This is a genomic window from Pseudomonas sp. KCJK9111, assembly GCF_046231935.1.
Taxonomy (GTDB): domain Bacteria; phylum Pseudomonadota; class Gammaproteobacteria; order Pseudomonadales; family Pseudomonadaceae; genus Aquipseudomonas; species Aquipseudomonas parafulva_B.
The window spans coordinates 1-20,371 of sequence record NZ_JBJJMO010000074.1 but is presented as its reverse complement, the minus strand read 5'-3'; the positions used below and the strand labels follow the sequence as shown (position 1 = coordinate 20,371).

Below are 20,371 nucleotides of genomic sequence, written 5' to 3'. Positions count from 1 at the left end.
CCAATAGGACAAGGGAAGTTTCTATTTCATGTGGCGTGAACCCAAGGTTCTCCTGAACGATGCCGACAGCACCCGCCGTCGCGATCTGGCGGTGGTGCTCAACTTCCTGGGCGAAGAAAACCTGTCCTGCGCCAGCCATGAGTGGCAGCAGGTGGTCGAGCCCCTGGCTTCAAGTCGCGAGGTGCTCTGCGTGCTCGTGGGCGCTGTCAGCACGCCGGGCACACTGCTCGGGCTCCTTAAGACAGTGCTTTCATGGGATGAGTTCCTTCCTGTTCTTTTTTTAGGTGATATTTCTTCAAGCGAGCTGCCTGAAGAGCTGCGCCGCCGCGTGCTGTCGAACCTGGAAATGCCGCCCAGCTACAGCCAACTGCTCGATTCGCTGCACCGCGCACAGGTTTACCGCGAGATGTACGACCAGGCGCGTGAGCGCGGTCGCCAGCGCGAGCCGAACCTGTTCCGCAGCCTGGTGGGCACCAGTCGCGCTATTCAGCACGTACGCCAGATGATGCAGCAGGTAGCCGACACCGATGCCAGTGTGTTGATCCTGGGTGAGTCGGGCACGGGCAAGGAGGTGGTGGCGCGCAACCTGCACTACCACTCCAAGCGCCGCGAAGCCCCGTTCGTGCCGGTCAACTGTGGCGCGATCCCGGCCGAGTTGCTGGAAAGCGAACTGTTTGGCCATGAAAAAGGCGCGTTCACCGGCGCCATCACCAGCCGCGCTGGCCGCTTCGAGCTGGCCAATGGCGGCACGCTGTTCCTCGATGAAATCGGCGACATGCCGCTGCCCATGCAGGTCAAATTGTTGCGCGTGCTGCAAGAGCGTACGTTCGAGCGCGTGGGCAGCAACAAGACCCAGAGCATCGATGTGCGCATCATTGCCGCGACCCACAAGAACCTCGAGCACATGATCGAGGCCGGCACTTTCCGCGAAGACCTGTATTACCGGCTTAACGTCTTCCCCATCGAGATGGCGCCACTGCGCGAGCGCGTCGAAGACATCCCGCTGCTGATGAACGAGCTGATCTCGCGCATGGAGCACGAAAAGCGCGGCTCCATTCGCTTCAACTCGGCGTCGATCATGTCCCTGTGCCGCCATGGCTGGCCGGGCAATGTGCGCGAGCTGGCCAACCTGGTCGAGCGCATGGCCATCATGCACCCCTACGGCGTGATCGGTGTATCGGAGCTGCCGAAGAAATTCCGCTACATCGATGACGAAGACGAGCAGATGGTCGATACCCTGCGTAACGACCTGGAAGAGCGCATCGCCATCAACGGGCACGCGCCCAACTTCAGCAACCCAGCCATGCTGCCGCCTGAAGGCCTGGACCTGAAGGACTACCTGGGCAGCCTGGAACAGGGTCTGATCCAGCAAGCCCTGGACGACGCCAACGGCATCGTTGCCCGCGCTGCCGAGCGCTTGCGTATTCGCCGCACCACGCTGGTCGAGAAAATGCGCAAGTATGGGATGAGCCGGCAGGGTGGTGAAGACCAGGCAGAGGAGTGATCGTCGTCGGTAGGCGGTAGATTCTTTGCCTGGAGTGCGAAGCCTCCGGCAAATGTTGTAAGCCCTTATCTCCGGCACGGGTATTGCTACGCACTGGCCACCACACCGTTTTTATGACGGTCAGCCACGCGAGAGAGCACGATGCCCCAGGCCGCCCATGTATCCCGAGCCCTTTCCCCCCAGGCGCATTCGCTGGTCGAGCAGGAAAGCCGCCAGGGTGTCGAGCAGGCGTTCGCTTTGTTCGACCAAGTCTCCAGCCAGCTTAGCCAGTCCTACAGCCTGCTCGAAGCCCGGGTCAGTGAGCTCAAGGGTGAGCTGGCGGTGGTCAGCGCCCAGCGCATCGAGGAGCTGAGCGAGAAAGAGCGTCTGGCCAACCGCTTGCAGCATTTGCTCGATTTGCTGCCCGGCGGTGTGATTGTCATCGACGGGCAGGGTAGCGTTCGCGAGGCCAACCCGGCCGCCTGTGAGCTGCTGGGCGAGCCATTGATCGGGCAGCTGTGGCGTGAAGTCATTGCCCGCAGTTTTGCCCCGCGCCTGGACGACGGCCATGAAGTGTCCCTGCGCGACGGCCGTCGCCTCTCCATCGCCACCCGCTCGCTCGATGCCGAGCCGGGGCAGTTGGTGCTGCTCAACGACTTGACGGAAACTCGTCGCCTGCAGGACCAACTGGCACGCCACGAGCGATTGTCCTCACTCGGGCGCATGGTCGCCTCGCTGGCGCATCAGATCCGCACGCCGCTCTCTGCCGCCATGCTCTACGCCAGCCACCTGGCCGACCCTGAACAGGCGTTGACCACCCAGACCCGGCAGCGCTTCGCTGGCAGCCTCAAGGAGCGACTGCACGAGCTGGAACAACAGGTCCGCGACATGCTGGTGTTCGCCCGTGGCGAGTTGCCCCTCACGGACCGGATTTCTCCTAAAGCCTTGTTCCAGGCGTTGCAGCAGGCCGCGCAGACGCATGTTCAGGGGCACGCGGTGCGCTGGCAGTGTGACAGTCGCCTGGGTGAGCTGCTGTGCAACCGCGACACGCTGGTGGGTGCACTGCTGAACCTGATTGAAAACGCCACCCAGGCCAGCCAGGGCGCTGCGCGGCTCAAGGTGCACCTATGGCGGCGCCAGCAGACTTTGCACCTGTGCATCAGTGACGCTGGCACTGGCATTGCACCTGATCTGCTCGCCCGTATTGGCGAGCCTTTCCTGACGACCAAGTCGACCGGCACGGGGCTCGGGCTGGCGGTGGTCAAGGCGGTGGTCAAGGCCCACCACGGCAGCGTGCAGATGCGCTCGAAGGTAGGGCGCGGCACCTGCGTACGAGTAGAGTTGCCCTTGATTGACGGGTCGTTGGCGGAGAGCCGGTGATGAGTGTGAACGTATTGCTGGTCGAGGATGACCGGGTGCTGCGCGAGGCACTGGCCGATACCCTCGACCTGGGTGGTTTCGCCTTCAGGGCGGTGGACAGCGCCGAACAGGCCTTGAAGGTGGTGCACGAAGAACCCTTTAACCTGGTCATCAGCGACGTGAACATGCCTGGCATGGACGGCCACCAATTGTTGGCCCAGCTGCGCCGCCAGCAGCCGCACTTGCCGGTATTGCTGATGACCGCTCACGCGGCCGTGGAACGGGCGGTGGAGGCCATTCGCCAAGGCGCGGTGGATTACCTGGTCAAGCCCTTCGAGCCCAAGGCGCTGCTCAACCTTGTGCAGCGGCATGCCGCCGGGCGTGTGACGGACGAGGAGGGCCCGGTTGCGTGCGAGCCCTCCAGCCGGCAGTTGCTGGAGCTGGCCGCACGCGTGGCGCGCAGCAATTCGACGGTGCTGATTTCTGGTGAGTCGGGTACGGGCAAGGAAGTGCTGGCGCGCTACATCCACCAGCAGTCGCCCCGTGCCAGCCAGCCGTTCGTTGCGATCAACTGTGCCGCCATACCGGACAACATGCTCGAAGCCACGCTGTTCGGCCACGAGAAGGGGGCCTTCACCGGGGCGATCGCTGCCCAGCCTGGCAAGTTCGAGCAGGCCAACGGTGGCACCTTGCTGCTGGACGAGATCTCTGAAATGCCATTGGCCTTGCAGGCCAAGTTGCTGCGGGTGCTGCAGGAGCGTGAGGTCGAGCGGGTAGGGGGGCGCAAGCCCATCGCGCTGGATATCCGCGTGGTGGCCACCACCAACCGGGACTTGGCGGGCGAGGTGGCTGCCGGTCGTTTTCGCGAGGACCTGTTCTACCGGCTGTCCGTGTTTCCGCTGGCTTGGCGACCCCTGCGCGAGCGGCCCGGCGACATCGTTCAATTGGCCGAGCGCTTGCTGGCACGTCACGTTGCCAAGATGCAGCATGCGCCGGTGCGCCTGTCCGCCGATGCGCAGGCCTGCCTGCAAGCCTGGACCTGGCCTGGCAACGTACGTGAGCTGGACAACGCATTGCAGCGCGCTCTGATTCTGCAGCAAGGCGGCGTGATCGAGGCGGCGGATTTTTGTCTTGATGGCGCCATTCCCTTGTCAGGTGGCACTGTGCCATTACCTGGGCAACGTGAACAGTCAGTCGAGCAGGGCGACGACAAGCGACGTCACGAGTACCAGCAGATCATCGACACCTTGCGGGCCGAACGGGGCCGGCGCAAGGAAGCGGCCGAGCGTCTGGGCATCAGCCCGCGCACGCTGCGTTATAAGCTTGCCCAGATGCGCGACGCCGGTTTCGACGTCGAAGCCAGCCTGTTTGGCGAGTGAGACGGTCCCGTTTTAGCCTGCGGACGTCCTCTCGAGCCTGTGCAATGCAGCCCGCTTTTAGCCAGTGCTCGCCAGGCGGGACTGATCTTCACGGTGCCTCGTAGCCTGATATCCGCGGTTTTTCCCCGATGCATCCACCCTTTTTCAAGGCTGGCACCTTTGTTGCTTTACGAAGGCTATCCGCCGCATGACTGTCAAAAATATGCGGCCGCCGGAGAGAGAAGCCCATGACCCAAGGTGTTGAATTCAATCGTCTGATGCTGGACATGCGCGCCATGCAGGCCGATGCCATGTCGCTGCCGAAAGTATCAGCCGCCCCTGAGCTGGCCCCAGGGCAAAGTACCTTTGCCGACATGCTGGGCCAGGCCATCGGCAAGGTGAATGACACCCAGCAGGCCTCTTCGCAGCTGGCGAACGCCTTCGAAATCGGCAAGACCGGGGTCGATCTCACCGACGTGATGATTGCTTCGCAGAAAGCCAGCGTTTCGATGCAGGCCTTGACCCAGGTACGCAACAAGCTCGTTCAGGCGTACCAGGACATCATGCAAATGCCGGTTTGAGGGCAGACGTAGACCATGGCTGAAGCAGTCGTCGACAACGCGCCCGCCAAGGGCGGCGCGCCAGCGCCCAAGGCCCCCCTGGTGCGCCTGGCGTTCCTGGAAAACATTGCGCAGATGCCCATGCTGCGTCAGATCGGCCTGATGGTCGGCCTGGCGGCCAGCGTGGCGATCGGCTTTGCCGTGGTGTTGTGGTCGCAGCAACCGGACTATCGTCCGCTGTACCCTAGCCTGTCGGGCATGGACACCAAGCAGGTCATGGACACCCTGGCAGCGGCTGACATTGCCTACAACGTAGAGCCCAATTCCGGGGCCCTGCTGGTCAAGGCTGACGATATCTCCCGCGCGCGCCTGAAGCTGGCGGCAGCGGGCGTGGCGCCTACCGACGGCAACGTCGGTTTCGAGCTGCTCGACAAGGAGCAGGGCCTGGGCACTAGCCAGTTCATGGAGGCCACGCGCTACCGCCGCAGCCTGGAAGGTGAACTGGCGCGCACCGTGTCGAGCCTGAACAACGTCAAGGGGGCCCGCGTGCACCTGGCCATTCCCAAGAGCTCGGTGTTCGTGCGCGACGAGCGTCGGCCCAGCGCATCGGTATTGGTCGAGCTCTATCCAGGTCGTGCGCTTGAGCCCGGTCAGGTAATGGCCATCGTCAACCTGGTGGCCACCAGTGTGCCGGAGCTGGACAAGTCCCAGGTCACCGTGGTCGACCAGAAAGGCAACCTGCTGTCCGAACAGATCCAGGATTCTGCCCTGACCCAGGCCGGCAAGCAGTTCGACTACAGTCGCCGGATGGAAAGCATGCTGACCCAGCGCGTGCACAACATCCTGCAACCGGTGCTGGGCAACGACCGTTACAAGGCCGAAGTGTCCGCTGACCTGGACTTCAGTGCGGTCGAGTCCACCTCCGAGCAGTTCAATCCGGACCAACCGGCGCTGCGCAGTGAGCAGTCGGTCGACGAGCAGCGCGCCAGCAGCCAGGGCCCACAAGGTGTGCCGGGCGCGCTGAGCAACCAGCCGCCGGGTGCTGCTTCGGCGCCACAGACCACGGGTGGCACCGCGGGTGCAGCAGGCGCCATTCAGCCTGGCCAGCCCTTGGTCGATGCCAATGGCCAGCAGATCATGGACCCATCCACTGGCCAGCCGATGCTCGCGCCGTATCCGTCGGATAAACGCCAGCAGAGCACCAAGAACTTCGAGCTTGACCGCTCCATCAGCCATACCCGCCAGCAACAGGGGCGCATGACACGCCTGTCCGTGGCGGTCGTGGTGGACGATCAGGTCAAGGTGGACGCCGCCACCGGTGAGACCACCCATGTGCCGTGGGCTGCCGAGGACCTGACGCGCTTCACCCGGCTGGTCCAGGACGCCGTTGGCTTCGATGCCAGCCGGGGCGACAGCGTGACCGTGATCAACGTGCCGTTTGCGCCAGACCGTGGCGAAGAGATTGCCGATATCGCGTTCTACCAGCAGCCCTGGTTCTGGGATATCGTCAAGCAAGTGCTGGGTGTGCTGTTCATCCTGGTGCTGGTGTTCGGTGTATTGCGTCCTGTGCTCAACAACCTGACAGGGGGTGGCAAGCAGCCTGCCCTGGAAAACGACATGGAGCTGGGCGGCATGATCGGTCTGGATGGCGAACTGGCCAACGACCGCGTCAGCCTGGGTGGCCCGACAAGCATTCTGCTGCCTAGCCCCACCGAGGGTTACGAGGCACAGCTCAACGCAATCAAAGGCCTTGTGGCCGAAGACCCGGGCCGTGTGGCCCAGGTCGTGAAAGACTGGATCAACGCCGATGAGTGATAACCGAGCCGTTACCGCCAAGCTGAGCCGCGTCGACAAGGCAGCCATCCTGCTGCTCTCGCTGGGTGAAACCGATGCCGCGCAGGTACTGCGCCACATGGGGCCCAAGGAAGTGCAGCGCGTGGGCGTGGCGATGGCGCAGATGGGCAACGTGCACCGTGACCAGGTCGAACAGGTGATGAGCGAGTTCGTCGAGGTGGTTGGCGATCAGACCAGCCTGGGCGTGGGCTCCGATGCGTACATTCGCAAGATGCTCAACCAGGCACTGGGCGAGGACAAGGCCAACGGCCTGGTCGACCGCATCCTGCTCGGTGGCAACACCAGTGGCCTGGACAGCCTCAAGTGGATGGAACCACGCGCCGTGGCCGACGTGATCCGCTACGAGCACCCGCAGATCCAGGCCATTGTCGTGGCTTACCTGGACCCTGATCAGGCCGGTGAGGTGCTGAGCAACTTCGACCACAAGGTTCGGCTGGACATCGTATTGCGCGTCTCATCGCTCAATACCGTGCAACCTGCTGCCCTCAAGGAGCTGAACCAGATTCTGGAGAAGCAGTTCTCCGGCAATTCCAACGCCGCGCGCACCACCCTGGGTGGCATCAAGCGTGCCGCTGACATCATGAACTTCCTCGACAGCTCGGTGGAAGGCGCCCTGATGGATTCGATCCGTGAAATCGACAGCGACCTGTCCGAGCAGATCGAAGACCTGATGTTCGTCTTCAACAACCTGGCCGATGTGGACGACCGCGGTATCCAGGCGTTGCTGCGCGAAGTGTCCTCCGACGTGCTGGTGGTGTCGCTCAAGGGCGCGGACGAGCGGGTCAAGGACAAGGTCTTCAAGAACATGTCCAAGCGGGCCTCGGAACTGCTGCGCGACGACCTCGAGGCCAAGGGGCCGGTCCGTGTCAGCGATGTCGAGACGGCCCAGAAGGAAATCCTCACCATCGCCCGTCGCATGGCCGAAGCCGGCGAAATCGTGCTCGGTGGCAAAGGTGCCGAGGAAATGATCTAAGCGGCGAGCCGCCAATGGGTCCGCGCAAGGCGATTGCGTCGCGCACGCAATCTGCCTTAGCGTGCAGTCTTCGACAGGCGGCATGGCGCCTGGCACCCTGACAGACAGGTTTTTGAATGTCGACCAAAGAACACCACCCCAGTGACCTGATCCGGGCCCGCGACCTTGAGGGCGTGGATGTCTGGACATTGCCCAGCTTCGACCCCCAGCCCGAGCCTGAGCCTGAGCCCGAACCGGTCGAGGTGGAGGAAGAAGTCGAGGAAGTGCCGCTGGAGGAAGTCCAGCCGCTGACCCTCGAAGAGCTGGAAGCCATTCGCCAGGAAGCCTATAACGAAGGCTTCGCCACAGGTGAGCGTGATGGTTTTCACAGCACCCAGCTCAAAGTGCGCCAAGAGGCCGACGAGGCCCTGAAGGCCAAGCTGGCCAGCCTGGAAAAGCTGATGACCCATTTGATGGAGCCTATCGCCGAGCAGGACACCCAGATCGAGAGAACCCTGGTGCACCTTGTGTCGCACATGGCGCGCCAGGTGATCGGCCGGGAACTCACGAGCGATTCCAGCCAGATCACCCAGGTGCTGCGCGAAGCCCTCAAGCGCCTGCCCATGGGTGCCGACAACATCCGTATCCACTTGAACCCGCAGGATTTCGAACTGGCCAAGGCCTTGCGCGAGCGCCACGAAGAACAATGGCGCCTGCTCGAAGACAGCACCCTGCTTCCCGGTGGCTGCCGTATCGAGACCGCCCACAGCCGTATCGATGCGACCATGGAAACCCGCATCGAGAAGACCGTCGCGCAGTTGTTCGACCAGATGCATGATCATGCGCTGCACCCGGCAGCGCCGGATGTGAGTGTTGACCTGGACGCGCCGGTGGAGAACCCCGATGCGCCTTGACCGTACCAGCTTCGCCAAGCGCCTGGGCAGCTATGCCGAAGCCATCGAGGTGCCGGCGCAACCGGTGGTCGAGGGGCGACTGCTGCGCATGGTGGGCCTGACCCTGGAAGCCGAGGGGCTCAGGGCGGCTGTGGGTAGCCGCTGCCTGGTGGTCAACGACGACAGCTACCACCCGGTACAGGTCGAGGCGGAGGTGATGGGGTTTTCCGGGTCGAAGGTGTTCCTCATGCCGGTTGGCAGCATTGTCGGCATCGCCCCCGGTGCCCGCGTGGTGCCGCTCGACGACGGTGGTCGGCTGCCCATGGGCATGAGCATGCTGGGCCGGGTGCTGGACGGCGCGGGCCGCGCGCTGGACGGCAAGGGCGGCATGAAGGCCGAGGACTGGGTGCCGATGGACGGGCCGGTGATCAACCCGCTCAACCGCGACCCGATCAGCAAGCCGCTGGACGTGGGCATTCGCAGTATCAACGGCCTGCTCACCGTCGGGCGCGGCCAGCGCCTGGGCCTGTTCGCCGGTACCGGTGTGGGCAAGTCGGTGCTGCTGGGCATGATGACCCGCTTCACCGAAGCCGAAATCATCGTGGTCGGCCTGATTGGCGAACGGGGCCGCGAAGTGAAGGAATTCATCGAGCACATTCTCGGCGAGGAGGGGCTCAAGCGTTCTGTGGTGGTGGCTTCACCCGCGGACGATGCGCCCCTGATGCGCTTGCGGGCGGCCATGTACTGCACCCGTATTGCCGAGTACTTTCGCGACAAGGGCAAGAACGTGCTGCTGTTGATGGATTCGCTGACCCGCTTTGCCCAGGCGCAGCGGGAAATTGCCCTGGCCATCGGTGAGCCGCCCGCCACGCGCGGCTATCCGCCTTCGGTGTTCGCCAAGCTGCCCAAGCTGGTGGAACGAGCTGGCAATGGTGAGCCGGGTGGCGGCTCGATCACGGCGTTTTATACGGTGCTGTCCGAGGGGGACGATCAGCAGGACCCGATCGCCGACTCGGCGCGGGGTGTGCTGGACGGCCACTTCGTGCTGTCGCGACGGCTGGCCGAGGAGGGCCATTACCCGGCAATCGACATCGAAGCGTCCATCAGCCGGGTGATGCCCCAGGTGGTCGATGCCGACCACCTTCGCCAGGCGCAGAAATTCAAGCAGCTCTGGTCTCGGCTGTCCCAGAGCCGCGACCTGATCAGCGTGGGTGCCTACGTGGCGGGCGGGGACCCCGAGACCGACCTTGCCATCGCGCTGCAGGCCAGGCTGGTGGAATTTCTGCGTCAAGGGCTGCGTGAAAACGTGAGCATGGCGCAAAGCCGCGACCAACTGGGGGCGATCTTCACGCCCCCGGCGGGCTGATAGGCCATGGCACTGCCCGGACGTGCGGCGCGCCTGGCTCCCGTGGTGGACATGGCCGAGGAAGCCGAGCGCAAGGCGGTCCAGCGTCTGGGGCACTTTCAGCAGCAGGTGGCCACGGCCCAGGCCAAGCTGACGGAGCTGGAGCGCTTTCGCGAGGATTATCAACAGCAGTGGCTCAACCGGGGTGGCCAGGGTGTCGACGGGAACTGGCTGGTCAACTACCAGCGCTTTCTCGGCCAGCTGGAAACGGCCATGACCCAACAGCGCCAGAGCCTCACCTGGCACCAGAACAACCTCGCCAACGCCCGCGACACTTGGCAGCAGGCGTATGCGCGAGTAGAGGGCCTGCGCAAGCTGGTGCAACGCTATATGGACGAGGCTCGGCGCGCCGAGGACAAGCGCGAGCAGCGCCTGCTCGACGAATTGTCCCAGCGGCTACCACGGCAGGGGCCGTTGTAGCGGGGAAGTCTTGGGGTCGCTGCGCGGCCCATCGCGGCGCAAGGCCGCTCCTAGAGGGCCTTGTGAACCTGCTGACCCAGGCGCTACGCGGTTAGGGTAGGAGCGGCCTAGCGCCGCGATGGGCCGCACGGCGGCCCCAGCGATCTATGCTGAGCGCCTAAGATCCGCGGGGGCTAGGCACCCAACACGGCCCTGCGCCATGCCTGTCAATCCACACCACTCCCGTCACCCGCTTGCCCCCTCGCGCCATGACTGCTACACCTTCATGGAGCCGCATCCGCCATCATCGAAGGAATCGCTAGCATGGCAGTGGAAACCGATGTCTCGCAGGACGGTAAAAAGCTGACGATCAAGATCAAGGGACGTTTCGATTTCGGCAAGCACCAAGCCTTTCGCGAGGCCTACGAACGCCAGCCAAGCCGCCCTGACACGGTCATCGTCGACTTGCAGGAGGTGACCTACCTCGACAGCTCCGCATTGGGCATGCTCCTGCTGCTGCGCGATCATGCCGGCGGGGACGCGGCGGATGTGCGGGTCGTCCATGCCAATTGCGATGTACGCAAGATCCTCGCCATCTCCAATTTCGACAAGCTCTTCGACATCAGTTGAGCGCGCCGATGGCTGATGAGCTTGGGTTGACCGTGCTGGTGGCTGAAGATGGCGCGGCCGATCGTTTGCTGTTGGCACAGATCGTCAGACGCCAAGGGCATCAAGTGTTCACGGTGGAAAATGGCCAGCAAGCCGTGGACGTGTTCAAGGCACAACGCCCGCAGCTGGTGCTGCTCGATGCGCTGATGCCGGTCATGGACGGCTTCGAGGCGGCGCGGCAGATCAAGGCCTTGGCTGGCGAAGCCCTGGTGCCCATCATTTTTCTCACGGCACTCAACGAAGAGCAGGCCCTGGTGCGGTGCCTGGAAGCCGGTGGTGATGATTTTTTGCCCAAGCCCTACAGCGCAGTCATTCTGGCAGCCAAGATTCGGGCCATGGACCGGCTGAGGCGGCTTCAGGCCACGGTGCTGGACCAGCGCGACCAGATAGCACGGCATCACCACCACTTGCTCAACGAACAACGGGTGGCCAAAGCCGTGTTCGACAAGGTAGCCCATTCCGGCTGTCTGGATGCACCGAACATCCGCTTTTTGCAATCGCCGTACGCGCTGTTCAACGGCGACCTGATGCTGGCCGCGCTCACGCCGTCCGGGGACATGCGCGTGCTGTTGGGGGATTTCACCGGGCACGGGCTGCCGGCTGCCGTGGGAGCCATGCCATTGGCTGAAGTGTTCTACGGCATGACGGCCAAGGGTTATGGCATGGCGCAAGTTTTGCGAGAGATGAATGCCAAGCTCAAGCGCATCCTGCCTGGCGACATGTTCTGCTGCGCACTGCTGGTCAACCTGAGCATGCAGCGCGGCGCAGTGGAGGTGTGGAATGGTGGCATGCCTGATGGCTTCGTGCTGGCTGCTGAGGGCCAGGTGTTGTCTGCGTTGAGTTCCCGGCACTTGCCGCTGGGGGTTCTGAGTGCCGAGCAATTCGACGACCAGACCGAAGTCTGGCCGCTGGCGCCGGGCGAGCGGCTGCTGTTGATGTCCGATGGGGTGCTGGAAACCGAGGACGATCAGGAGCGTTTGTTCGGGGAGCAACGCCTGCGGGCAGTACTGGCAGACAATCGCGATCCCGCGCTGTTGTTCGATGAGCTGCTCGACGCGCTGCAACGCTTCGGTGGGCGGGCGCGTGACGATGTCAGCTTGTGTGACATACGCATGCTGGGTGCGCAGTTGCCGCAGCCCATGCCGATGTTGCCTCAGGACCTGGCCCGCTGTAGCGCCATGGACTGGTCGCTCAGTTTCGATGTGAGGGGCGAAAGTCTGCGCCGTTTCAACCCGGTGCCCTACCTGGTGCAGTTGTTGCAGGACATACACGGCCTGCGTTCATCGGCCGGCACCCTCTACAGTGTGCTGAGCGAACTGTATTCCAATGCGCTTGAACATGGCGTGCTGGGGCTGGACTCTCGGCTCAAATGCGATGCGCCAGGCTTTGCCGATTACTATCAGGAGCGAGCCAGGCGCTTGCAGGTGATCGAGGGAGGTTACGTGCGCATCGATCTTGCAGTTGAACCGCTTGCCGAAGGTGGGCGTCTGAAAGTGGAGGTCAGGGACAGCGGCGATGGGTTCGACGTACAGCAGGTGCTTGCGCAGCCGTTGCCAGAGCGAGGCCTCAGTGGCCGAGGACTGGCATTGGTCAGGCGCCTGTCTACGGTGGCGCGCTGGACAGAGGGCGGGCGCTGTGCGCACGTTGAGTTCATCTGGTGAGTCCACGTCGGGCTCTGCCATAATCTGACTTGATCAAGGAGCGAACAAGTGGCTGACATGCATATCGACCACGAGGTACTCAGTGAGCTGCGTGAAACCATGGAAGACGGCTATCTGCAGCTGGTGCAGACCTTCCTGGACGACTCTGAACAACGCCTTGGCCAACTTCACGCTGACCTCAGCCCAGTTGAACTCGGCGCCGCCGCCCACAGTTTCAAAGGTAGCAGCAGCAACATGGGTGCCGTTGCGTTGGCAACCCTTTGCCAGGAACTCGAGGACAAGGCCCGCCATCCTCCGCTGCTGGGCATCGAAGACCTCATCAACCGCATTAATGTGGAGTTTGCCGAGGTGCAGCGCTTCTACCGGGCCGAACATCATCGTATATCGGCCGGTTAGCCCACGCGCTTACCGCCTTTGTACTGGTTGGCGCGAGTTTTGCTGGGTAATACCCGTGATCATTTTGTTTATGGCGCGGAGACTGCTTAATGCCTGTTGCATCCAACCCTTTGCTGCAAGCCAACATCAAGGCCGACGCATCCCGCTCTGCTAGCGCCACAGCTGGCAAACCCCAGCAGACACTGGGCGAGCAGGGCGATGGCTTCGGTCAGGTGATGGCCAAGCAGGGGCGTGACAAGGTTGCCGGTGCGGCAGACAAGCCTGCTGCGAGCAAGGCCGCTGACAAGGCTGAGGGGGCCTCAAGCGGCAAGAGCAAGCCCGCTGACAAGCGCGCCGTTGCCGATGACGGCAATGGCTCGCCAACCGAGCAAGCGACCCAGGCCGATACCGGCATGCGCGATGCCAGCCTGGTTGCCGGGCAGGTCACTGATGCGCAGCCTGGCGCCCAGTTGATCCAGGCCCAGGCCGAGGCAGTAGCGCCTGTCTTGCAGGCTGCCAATGATCAGCCGCCGTCCGAAGAAGCGCCGGACTTCGACCCTGCTGCCGATGCCCTGGCGAACCTGCCTACCCTGCGCCTGGCGCTGGAGCACAGTGCCCAGGCCAAGGGGGCCACCTCGGCCCATGCCGTAGACCCTGGTCAGCAGCAGGCTCAAGCTGCATCCGTCAATACCTTGGCGCAGGCGGGTCAGGGGGCCGAGGAAGCCTCTACCGACACCGGTGAAAAAGCCTTCGGCGCATTGCTCGAAGAAGGGTTGAAAGACACCAAGGGCGCCAGCAGCGATACCCGTATCGATGACTTCGCCAGCCGCCTGGCCAACCTCACCCAGGCCGCAACGGCCAAGACGGCCAACGCCGTGCCGGTGAACCCCAACCCGTTGCAGCAGCCGTTGTCGATGAACCAGAACGCCTGGACCGAGGGGCTGGTGAACCGGGTCATGTACCTGTCCAGCCAGCACCTCAAGTCGGCCGATATACAGCTCGAGCCTGCCGAGCTGGGGCGCTTGAACATCCGCGTCAACGTCGCCGCCGACCAGGCCACCCAGGTGACCTTCATCAGCGGCCACGTCGGTGTGCGCGATACGCTGGACAGCCAGGTGCACCGGCTGCGCGAACTCTTTGCCCAGCAGGGCCTGGCCCAGCCGGATGTCAATGTGGCCGACCAGTCGCGTGGTCAGCAGCAACACGGGCAGGCGGCGCAGGGGCAGGGAGGCAGTAGCTTGTCTGGCGTTGCTGCGCGGGCGGGGGAGGGCTCGGTCGACGCTGCCGAGGGGGAACGGCCTGCGGAGCAGCAGGTGGTGATCGGGGACAGCGCTGTGGATTATTACGCCTGAGCGCATGTAGGGGCAGCAGCTACTAAGCGGCCCCCTGTTTTTGTTCGTACGGCACTGCTGTAAGTCGCGGCATGCCTTGACGCTCGCGTATTTGGCATAACACTTGCTCACCCCAAGCCATCTTCCCAGTAACTCCCGATGGACGACGGAATATTGGCATGGCGAATACCGAAGCAGTCAAAGACCCTGCCCCAAAAGGCAAACTCAAACTGATCCTCCTGGCCTTGGGTGGCCTGCTGGTGGCCGTGGGCATTTCCGTGGGCGCCACGTGGTTCATCATGCACAAGAGCGAGCCCGCCCCTGCTGAACAGGAAGGCGCCAGCACCACCAAGCCAGCGGCCATCTACGAAGCGCTCACGCCCGCGTTCGTGGTGAACTTCAACCAGAATGGTCGCCAGCGCTACATGCAGGTCAGCATCACCTTGCAGGGGCGCAATCAGGCTGACCTCGATGCCCTTAAAGTGCACATGCCGGTCATCCGTAACAACCTGGTGATGATGTTCTCCGGGGTCGGCTTCGAGACCCTGGCCAGCAGCTCGGTCGGCCAGGAAATGCTGCGCCAGAAAGCGACCGTCGTGGTGCAGGAAGTCGCCCAGAAAGAAGTCGGCAAGCCTGTGATTGACCAGTTGCTGTTCACCAATTTCGTATTGCAGTAGGAGCACGCAATGGCCGTACAGGACCTGCTGTCCCAGGATGAGATCGATGCCCTGCTGCATGGCGTCGACGATGGCCTGGTGCAGACTGAAAGTGCATCCGAACCTGGCAGTATCAAAAGCTATGACCTGACAAGTCAGGACCGTATCGTCCGGGGCCGCATGCCGACCCTGGAGATGATCAACGAGCGATTTGCCCGTTACACCCGCATCAGCATGTTCAACTTGCTGCGCCGCTCGGCCGATGTGGCCGTGGGCGGCGTGCAGGTGATGAAGTTCGGTGAGTACGTGCATTCGCTGTACGTGCCCACCAGCCTCAACCTGGTCAAGATCAAGCCGCTGCGCGGCACCTCGCTGTTCATCCTCGACGCCAAGCTGGTGTTCAAGCTGGTGGACAACTTCTTCGGCGGGGACGGCCGGCACGCCAAGATCGAAGGCCGCGAGTTCACCCCGACCGAGTTGCGCGTAGTGCGCATGGTGCTGGACCAGTGCTTCATCGACCTCAAGGAGGCCTGGCAGGCGATCATGGAGGTGAACTTCGAGTACATGAACTCCGAGGTCAACCCGGCCATGGCCAACATCGTCGGCCCCAGCGAGGCGGTGGTGGTGTCCACGTTCCATATCGAGCTCGACGGCGGCGGCGGCGACCTGCACGTGACCATGCCGTACTCGATGATCGAGCCGGTACGTGAAATGCTCGACGCCGGCTTCCAGTCCGACCTGGACGACCAGGACGAACGCTGGGTCAAGGCGCTGCGTGAGGACGTGCTTGATGTTGCCGTGCCGGTAACGGCCACGGTAGCCAGGCGTCAGCTCAAACTGCGGGACATCCTGCACATGCAGCCCGGGGACGTCATCCCGGTCGAGCTGCCCGAGCATCTTGTGCTGCGCGCCAACGGCGTGCCGGCATTCAAGGCGCGCCTGGGCTCGCACAAGGGCAACCTGGCGCTGCAGATCATCGACCCGATCGAACGCCGCTGATGGCGGCCGCTCCCAACGAATTGAATGCCTGTCGAGGAAATCATGGCTAACGAAAACGAGATCACCTCTCCAGAGGACCAGGCGCTCGCCGATGAATGGGCTGCTGCGCTGGAAGAAACCGGTGCGGCCGGCCAGGCCGACATCGATGCGCTGCTGGGCGATACCAGCCAGAATCAGGGGCCCGGTCGTCTGCCGATGGAAGAATTCGCCAGCTCGCCCAAGCCCAATGCCAATGTCAGCCTCGAAGGCCCGAACCTGGATGTGATTCTCGATATCCCGGTGAGCATCTCGATGGAAGTGGGCAGCACCGAAATCAACATCCGCAACCTGCTGCAGCTCAACCAGGGTTCGGTGATCGAGCTGGACCGCCTGGCAGGCGAGCCCCTGGATGTGCTGGTCAATGGCACGCTGATCGCCCATGGCGAAGTGGTGGTGGTCAACGAGAAGTTCGGCATCCGCCTGACGGACGTAATCAGCCCCAGCGAACGCATCAAGAAGCTGCGTTGATGAAGGCCAGGGTGCGCGTCATCGCAGCGGCGGCCGCGGCACTGGCCAGCCAGGTATGCCTGGCCGCCGCCACGCCTGCCGCGACGCCGGCCAACCCGCCAGGAAGCCTGGGCGGGCAACTGGCCCAGATGGTCTTCGGCCTGCTGCTGGTGGTCGGGCTGATCTTCCTGCTCGCCTGGCTGCTGCGCCGGATGCAGGGCTCGGCGATCAAGGGCAGTCAGGTGATCGACATCATCGGCAGCCGCGCCATCGGGCCGCGTGATCGGCTGCTATTGGTGCAGGTAGGCAAGGAACAGATCCTCATTGGTCATACACCCGGCAGCATCGAAGCGTTGCACGTGCTGGCCGAGCCTGTGGATGTACCCCAGGGGGCTCGCCAGGCGACGCCTGAGTTCGCCCAGCGGCTAATGGAACTGATGGGCAAGGACCCTAAGGACAAGACCCGATGAGCGCAGCGCTGCGACTGTTGTTCACCCTGGCGCTGCTGTTGGCGGCGCCGCTGGCACTGGCTGCCGACCCGCTGTCGATTCCAGCCATCACCCTGTCCAACGGTACCGATGGGCAGCAGGAGTATTCGGTCAGCCTGCAGATCCTGTTGATCATGACGGCGCTGAGCTTCATTCCAGCGTTCGTCATCCTGATGACCAGCTTCACCCGGATTATCATCGTCTTTTCCATCCTGCGCCAGGCGCTGGGGCTGCAGCAGACGCCGTCGAACCAGATTCTGACCGGCATGGCGCTGTTCCTGACCCTGTTCATCATGGCGCCGGTGTTCGACCGCATCAACCAGACGGCCTTGCAGCCTTACCTGAACGAGCAGTTGACCGCCCAGCAGGCCATTGACCGTGCGCAGGGCCCGCTCAAGGACTTCATGCTGGCCCAGACCCGGCAGAGCGATCTGGACCTGTTCATGCGCCTGTCCAAGCGCACCGACATCGCCAGCCCCGACCAGGTGCCGCTGAGTATCCTGGTGCCGTCCTTCGTCACCTCGGAACTCAAGACGGCCTTTCAGATCGGCTTCATGATCTTCATTCCGTTTCTGATCATCGACATGGTGGTGGCCAGCGTGCTCATGGCCATGGGCATGATGATGCTGTCGCCGCTGATCATCTCGTTGCCGTTCAAGATCATGCTGTTCGTGCTGGTCGATGGCTGGGCCTTGATCATGGGCACGCTGGCCAGCAGTTTCGGTGGTGTGTGACTTTGCCTGGGAGGGCCGTGCATGACGCCTGAAGTAGCCGTCGACCTGTTCCGCGACGCCCTGTGGCTGACCACACTGATGGTCGCCGTGCTGGTGGTCCCCAGCTTGCTGGTGGGCCTGATCGTGGCCATGTTCCAGGCCGCCACCCAGATCAACGAGCAGACCCTGAGCTTTCTGCCACGCCTGCTGGTGATGCTGATCACGCTGATCGTGGCCGGGCCGTGGCTGGTGCAGAAGTTCATGGAGTACATCACCACCCTGTACACCAACATCCCTCAGCTTATCGGTTGATGCGCCGATGCTTGAGCTGACCGACACGCAAATCGGCACCTGGGTGGCCACCTTCATCCTGCCGCTGTTCAGGGTGACCGCGGTGCTGATGACCATGCCCATCTTCGGCACGCGCATGTTGCCGGCGCGGGTGCGCCTGTACGTTGCCGTGGCGATCACCGTCGTCATCGTGCCGGCGCTCCCGCCACTGCCGCCGTTCGATCCGTTGAGCCTCAAAGGGGCGCTGCTGTGTGCCGAGCAGATCATCGTCGGCACTATGTTCGGTCTGGCGTTGCAGTTGCTGTTCCAGGCCTTCGTGATCGCCGGGCAGATCGTGGCGGTGCAGATGGGGATGGCATTCGCCTCGATGGTGGACCCTGGCAACGGGGTGAACGTCACGGTGATCAGTCAGTTCATGACCATGCTGGTGAGCGTGCTGTTTCTGCTGATGAACGGCCATCTGGTGGTGTTCGAAGTGTTGACCGAGAGCTTTACCACGCTCCCGGTGGGCAATGCCCTGGTGGTCACTCATTTTTGGGAGTTGGTAGGGCGCATGGCGTGGGTGTTCGGCGCCGGGCTGATATTGATCCTGCCGGTGATCGCAGCCTTGTTGGTCGTCAATATCGCCTTTGGCGTGATGACCCGTGCGGCGCCGCAGTTGAATATTTTTTCCATTGGTTTCCCGCTGACCTTGGTCATGGGCATGCTCATTTTCTGGATCGGCCTTGCCGATGTGTTGTCCCATTACCAGGCGTTGGCCAGCGAAACGCTGCTGTGGCTACGCGATTTGGCGAGGGCCGGTTGAATGGCAGAAAGCGAAAGCGGTCAGGACAAGACAGAGGAACCCACCGAGAAGCGCAAGCGCGATGCGCGGGAAAAAGGGGAGATCGCGCGCTCCAAGGAGCTGAACACTGTGTCGGTAACCCTGGCCGGTGCCGGTGGCGTGCTAGCGTTCGGCGGGTATCTGGCCGAGACCCTGCTGGAAATGATGCGCATGAACTTCAGCCTGACCCGCGAAATCATCGTCGATGAGCGGTCCATGGGGGCGTTCTTGCTCACCTCCGGTAAAATGGCCATCTGGGCCGTACAGCCGATTCTGATCCTTCTTTTCGTGATCTCTTTCGTTGCACCGATCGTACTGGGCGGTTTCGTCTTCTCCGGCAGCTTGCTGCAACCTAAATTCAGCCGAATGAACCCGCTTTCTGGCATCAAGCGCATGTTCTCGATGCATGCCCTGACCGAGTTGCTCAAGGCGCTGGCCAAGTTCTTCGTGATCCTGGTGGTGGCCGTGGTGGTGCTCGCCAGCGACCGTCAAGCCCTGCTGTCAATCGCCAACGAACCGCTGGAGCAGGCGATCATCCACAGCTTGCAAGTGGTGGGGTGGAGCGCCCTGTGGATGTCGGCCGGGCTGTTGCTGATCGCCGCCGCCGACGCCCCGTTCCAGCTGTGGCAAACCCACAAGAAAATGAAGATGACCAAGCAGGAAGTGCGCGACGAGTACAAGGACAGCGAGGGCAAGCCCGAGGTCAAGCAGCGTATCCGGCAGTTGCAGCGCGAGGTGTCGCAGCGGCGAATGATGGCGGCTGTGCCCCAGGCCGATGTGATCATCACCAACCCGACCCACTACGCCGTCGCCCTGCAGTACGATCCGGAGAATGGGAATTCGGCCCCCTTGCTGCTGGCCAAGGGCAGCGACTTCATGGCCTTGAAGATTCGCGAGATTGGCGCTGAGCACAACATCCAGATTCTTGAATCCGCCGCCCTGGCTCGGGCAATTTACTACTCCACCGAGGTGGAGCATGAAATTCCTGCTGGGCTGTACCTGGCGGTGGCCCAGGTGTTGGCGTACGTCTTTCAGATACGTCAGTATCACGTAGGGAAGGGCAAGCGGCCAGATCCGCTGAAGACAGACTTGCCAATTCCGTCGGATCTACAGCGAGATGCATAAACGCGAGGCTTGTCCGTTGGGCTTGAATAAACACGCATCGGATTGAGTTCAAGTAAAGACGTTGCGTTGTCCGAAGCTTCTGAGCTTTCGTGAAGGTGAAGCTGAGCTTGAAAGCGCTTTCTTCCGGTTCGGATCAAGCGGCCAAGTCTCGTGCGGCATACTGAGCTATGCCCAATTACTTTGCCTTTAGCGTAAGTTCTCGATGGGCTCGCCGCTTTGAGCACTGCTTTCTGAAGTCTGTAGGATGTTTTCAAGCCGATGGCCTGGCCGTGCGATAACCAGTAAATGCTGAAACGAATAGGCGGAATACTCCATGAGTATTTGGAACCTTTATTCACCGCGTGCACTCACTAGGCTTTTCGTAAAAATTCCAGTGTGCACGCGGCGAACCCCCGGCTGAGATACGGAGACGAAGAGCGGTTTCAGCTTGTCATTGCAAAGTGCCGGCAATCTTTACACCCTCTTTGCGGGGGTGAGGTTGTTGAGGTAAA

At 62.6% G+C, this 20,371-nt stretch carries 21 protein-coding genes; all 21 read left to right on the top strand.

Features of this window, described 5'->3' with window-relative positions:
* Positions 1 to 28 precede the first annotated feature (28 nt).
* The gene (gene fleQ, locus ACK59L_RS19125; RefSeq protein ID WP_409275391.1) at positions 29 to 1,504 is read left to right on the top strand and encodes a transcriptional regulator FleQ; all 1,476 of its coding nucleotides are present in this window, start codon (positions 29 to 31) and stop codon (positions 1,502 to 1,504) included.
* 141 nt (positions 1,505 to 1,645) lie between these two features.
* Positions 1,646 to 2,863, top strand: coding sequence for a PAS domain-containing sensor histidine kinase (locus ACK59L_RS19120; RefSeq protein ID WP_078478886.1), 1,218 nt, complete (start codon positions 1,646 to 1,648; stop codon positions 2,861 to 2,863).
* On the top strand, positions 2,863 to 4,221 hold the full coding sequence (locus ACK59L_RS19115) for a sigma-54-dependent transcriptional regulator (RefSeq protein ID WP_409275389.1): 1,359 nt from the start codon (positions 2,863 to 2,865) through the stop codon (positions 4,219 to 4,221). The genes ACK59L_RS19120 and ACK59L_RS19115 overlap by 1 nt, the downstream gene beginning before the upstream one ends.
* 227 nt (positions 4,222 to 4,448) lie before the next feature.
* Positions 4,449 to 4,781, top strand: coding sequence for a flagellar hook-basal body complex protein FliE (fliE, locus tag ACK59L_RS19110; RefSeq protein ID WP_023533916.1), 333 nt, complete (start codon positions 4,449 to 4,451; stop codon positions 4,779 to 4,781).
* A 15-nt stretch (positions 4,782 to 4,796) separates the two neighbouring features.
* A complete protein-coding gene (fliF, locus tag ACK59L_RS19105) occupies positions 4,797 to 6,575 on the top strand; it encodes a flagellar basal-body MS-ring/collar protein FliF (RefSeq protein WP_409275386.1) in 1,779 nt (592 codons plus the stop codon).
* Positions 6,568 to 7,587: a flagellar motor switch protein FliG gene (gene fliG, locus ACK59L_RS19100; protein WP_023533955.1), complete on the top strand. Its 1,020-nt coding sequence runs from the start codon at positions 6,568 to 6,570 to the stop codon at positions 7,585 to 7,587. Before fliF ends, fliG begins: the two co-directional genes overlap by 8 nt.
* A 116-nt stretch (positions 7,588 to 7,703) precedes the next feature.
* Entirely contained in the window at positions 7,704 to 8,480 is a 777-nt protein-coding gene (fliH, locus tag ACK59L_RS19095; protein ID WP_409275384.1) for a flagellar assembly protein FliH, read from the top strand.
* Entirely contained in the window at positions 8,470 to 9,825 is a 1,356-nt protein-coding gene (gene fliI, locus ACK59L_RS19090; RefSeq protein WP_058606068.1) for a flagellar protein export ATPase FliI, read from the top strand. Before fliH ends, fliI begins: the two co-directional genes overlap by 11 nt.
* A 6-nt stretch (positions 9,826 to 9,831) precedes the next feature.
* Entirely contained in the window at positions 9,832 to 10,284 is a 453-nt protein-coding gene (gene fliJ / locus ACK59L_RS19085) for a flagellar export protein FliJ (RefSeq protein WP_409275381.1), read from the top strand.
* Between the two features lie 303 nt (positions 10,285 to 10,587).
* The gene (locus tag ACK59L_RS19080) at positions 10,588 to 10,893 is read left to right on the top strand and encodes an STAS domain-containing protein (protein WP_196135356.1); all 306 of its coding nucleotides are present in this window, start codon (positions 10,588 to 10,590) and stop codon (positions 10,891 to 10,893) included.
* An 8-nt stretch (positions 10,894 to 10,901) separates the two neighbouring features.
* Complete coding sequence (locus ACK59L_RS19075; RefSeq protein WP_409275379.1) at positions 10,902 to 12,593, top strand: SpoIIE family protein phosphatase; 1,692 nt, start codon at positions 10,902 to 10,904, stop codon at positions 12,591 to 12,593.
* A 48-nt stretch (positions 12,594 to 12,641) separates the two neighbouring features.
* Positions 12,642 to 12,989 (top strand): Hpt domain-containing protein, encoded by a 348-nt coding sequence (locus ACK59L_RS19070; protein WP_409275377.1) that lies wholly within the window; start codon positions 12,642 to 12,644, stop codon positions 12,987 to 12,989.
* Positions 12,990 to 13,078: 89 nt separating this feature from the next.
* Positions 13,079 to 14,320 (top strand): flagellar hook-length control protein FliK, encoded by a 1,242-nt coding sequence (locus ACK59L_RS19065; protein WP_409275375.1) that lies wholly within the window; start codon positions 13,079 to 13,081, stop codon positions 14,318 to 14,320.
* Between the two features lie 158 nt (positions 14,321 to 14,478).
* Entirely contained in the window at positions 14,479 to 14,976 is a 498-nt protein-coding gene (fliL, locus tag ACK59L_RS19060; protein ID WP_409275373.1) for a flagellar basal body-associated protein FliL, read from the top strand.
* A 9-nt stretch (positions 14,977 to 14,985) separates the two neighbouring features.
* On the top strand, positions 14,986 to 15,954 hold the full coding sequence (gene fliM, locus ACK59L_RS19055; protein WP_023533965.1) for a flagellar motor switch protein FliM: 969 nt from the start codon (positions 14,986 to 14,988) through the stop codon (positions 15,952 to 15,954).
* Positions 15,955 to 15,996: 42 nt separating this feature from the next.
* Entirely contained in the window at positions 15,997 to 16,461 is a 465-nt protein-coding gene (gene fliN / locus ACK59L_RS19050; protein WP_023533974.1) for a flagellar motor switch protein FliN, read from the top strand.
* Positions 16,461 to 16,910, top strand: coding sequence for a flagellar biosynthetic protein FliO (gene fliO, locus ACK59L_RS19045; protein WP_409275370.1), 450 nt, complete (start codon positions 16,461 to 16,463; stop codon positions 16,908 to 16,910). Before fliN ends, fliO begins: the two co-directional genes overlap by 1 nt.
* Positions 16,907 to 17,662, top strand: a complete 756-nt coding sequence (fliP, locus tag ACK59L_RS19040; protein WP_023533994.1) for a flagellar type III secretion system pore protein FliP — start codon at positions 16,907 to 16,909, stop codon at positions 17,660 to 17,662. Before fliO ends, fliP begins: the two co-directional genes overlap by 4 nt.
* Positions 17,663 to 17,683: 21 nt before the next feature.
* Positions 17,684 to 17,953: a flagellar biosynthesis protein FliQ gene (gene fliQ, locus ACK59L_RS19035; RefSeq protein WP_023533926.1), complete on the top strand. Its 270-nt coding sequence runs from the start codon at positions 17,684 to 17,686 to the stop codon at positions 17,951 to 17,953.
* Positions 17,954 to 17,960: 7 nt separating this feature from the next.
* On the top strand, positions 17,961 to 18,737 hold the full coding sequence (fliR, locus tag ACK59L_RS19030; RefSeq protein ID WP_058606076.1) for a flagellar biosynthetic protein FliR: 777 nt from the start codon (positions 17,961 to 17,963) through the stop codon (positions 18,735 to 18,737).
* Positions 18,738 to 19,880 carry a flagellar biosynthesis protein FlhB gene (gene flhB / locus ACK59L_RS19025; RefSeq protein ID WP_409275367.1) on the top strand — a complete coding sequence of 381 codons (1,143 nt, stop codon included), beginning with the start codon at positions 18,738 to 18,740 and terminating at the stop codon, positions 19,878 to 19,880.
* Positions 19,881 to 20,371 lie beyond the last annotated feature (491 nt).

Excerpts from the sequence above, each read along its gene's own strand:
- fleQ (WP_409275391.1), top strand. The coding sequence starts at position 29 with ATGTGGCGTGAACCCAAGGTTCTCCTGAACGATGCCGACAGCACCCGC.
- ACK59L_RS19120 (WP_078478886.1), top strand. The coding sequence starts at position 1,646 with ATGCCCCAGGCCGCCCATGTATCCCGAGCCCTTTCCCCCCAGGCGCAT.
- ACK59L_RS19115 (WP_409275389.1), top strand. The coding sequence starts at position 2,863 with ATGAGTGTGAACGTATTGCTGGTCGAGGATGACCGGGTGCTGCGCGAG.
- fliE (WP_023533916.1), top strand. The coding sequence starts at position 4,449 with ATGACCCAAGGTGTTGAATTCAATCGTCTGATGCTGGACATGCGCGCC.
- fliF (WP_409275386.1), top strand. The coding sequence starts at position 4,797 with ATGGCTGAAGCAGTCGTCGACAACGCGCCCGCCAAGGGCGGCGCGCCA.
- fliG (WP_023533955.1), top strand. The coding sequence starts at position 6,568 with ATGAGTGATAACCGAGCCGTTACCGCCAAGCTGAGCCGCGTCGACAAG.
- fliH (WP_409275384.1), top strand. The coding sequence starts at position 7,704 with ATGTCGACCAAAGAACACCACCCCAGTGACCTGATCCGGGCCCGCGAC.
- fliI (WP_058606068.1), top strand. The coding sequence starts at position 8,470 with ATGCGCCTTGACCGTACCAGCTTCGCCAAGCGCCTGGGCAGCTATGCC.
- fliJ (WP_409275381.1), top strand. The coding sequence starts at position 9,832 with ATGGCACTGCCCGGACGTGCGGCGCGCCTGGCTCCCGTGGTGGACATG.
- ACK59L_RS19080 (WP_196135356.1), top strand. The coding sequence starts at position 10,588 with ATGGCAGTGGAAACCGATGTCTCGCAGGACGGTAAAAAGCTGACGATC.
- ACK59L_RS19075 (WP_409275379.1), top strand. The coding sequence starts at position 10,902 with ATGGCTGATGAGCTTGGGTTGACCGTGCTGGTGGCTGAAGATGGCGCG.
- ACK59L_RS19065 (WP_409275375.1), top strand. The coding sequence starts at position 13,079 with ATGCCTGTTGCATCCAACCCTTTGCTGCAAGCCAACATCAAGGCCGAC.
- fliL (WP_409275373.1), top strand. The coding sequence starts at position 14,479 with ATGGCGAATACCGAAGCAGTCAAAGACCCTGCCCCAAAAGGCAAACTC.
- fliM (WP_023533965.1), top strand. The coding sequence starts at position 14,986 with ATGGCCGTACAGGACCTGCTGTCCCAGGATGAGATCGATGCCCTGCTG.
- fliN (WP_023533974.1), top strand. The coding sequence starts at position 15,997 with ATGGCTAACGAAAACGAGATCACCTCTCCAGAGGACCAGGCGCTCGCC.
- fliO (WP_409275370.1), top strand. The coding sequence starts at position 16,461 with ATGAAGGCCAGGGTGCGCGTCATCGCAGCGGCGGCCGCGGCACTGGCC.
- fliP (WP_023533994.1), top strand. The coding sequence starts at position 16,907 with ATGAGCGCAGCGCTGCGACTGTTGTTCACCCTGGCGCTGCTGTTGGCG.
- fliQ (WP_023533926.1), top strand. The coding sequence starts at position 17,684 with ATGACGCCTGAAGTAGCCGTCGACCTGTTCCGCGACGCCCTGTGGCTG.
- fliR (WP_058606076.1), top strand. The coding sequence starts at position 17,961 with ATGCTTGAGCTGACCGACACGCAAATCGGCACCTGGGTGGCCACCTTC.
- flhB (WP_409275367.1), top strand. The coding sequence starts at position 18,738 with ATGGCAGAAAGCGAAAGCGGTCAGGACAAGACAGAGGAACCCACCGAG.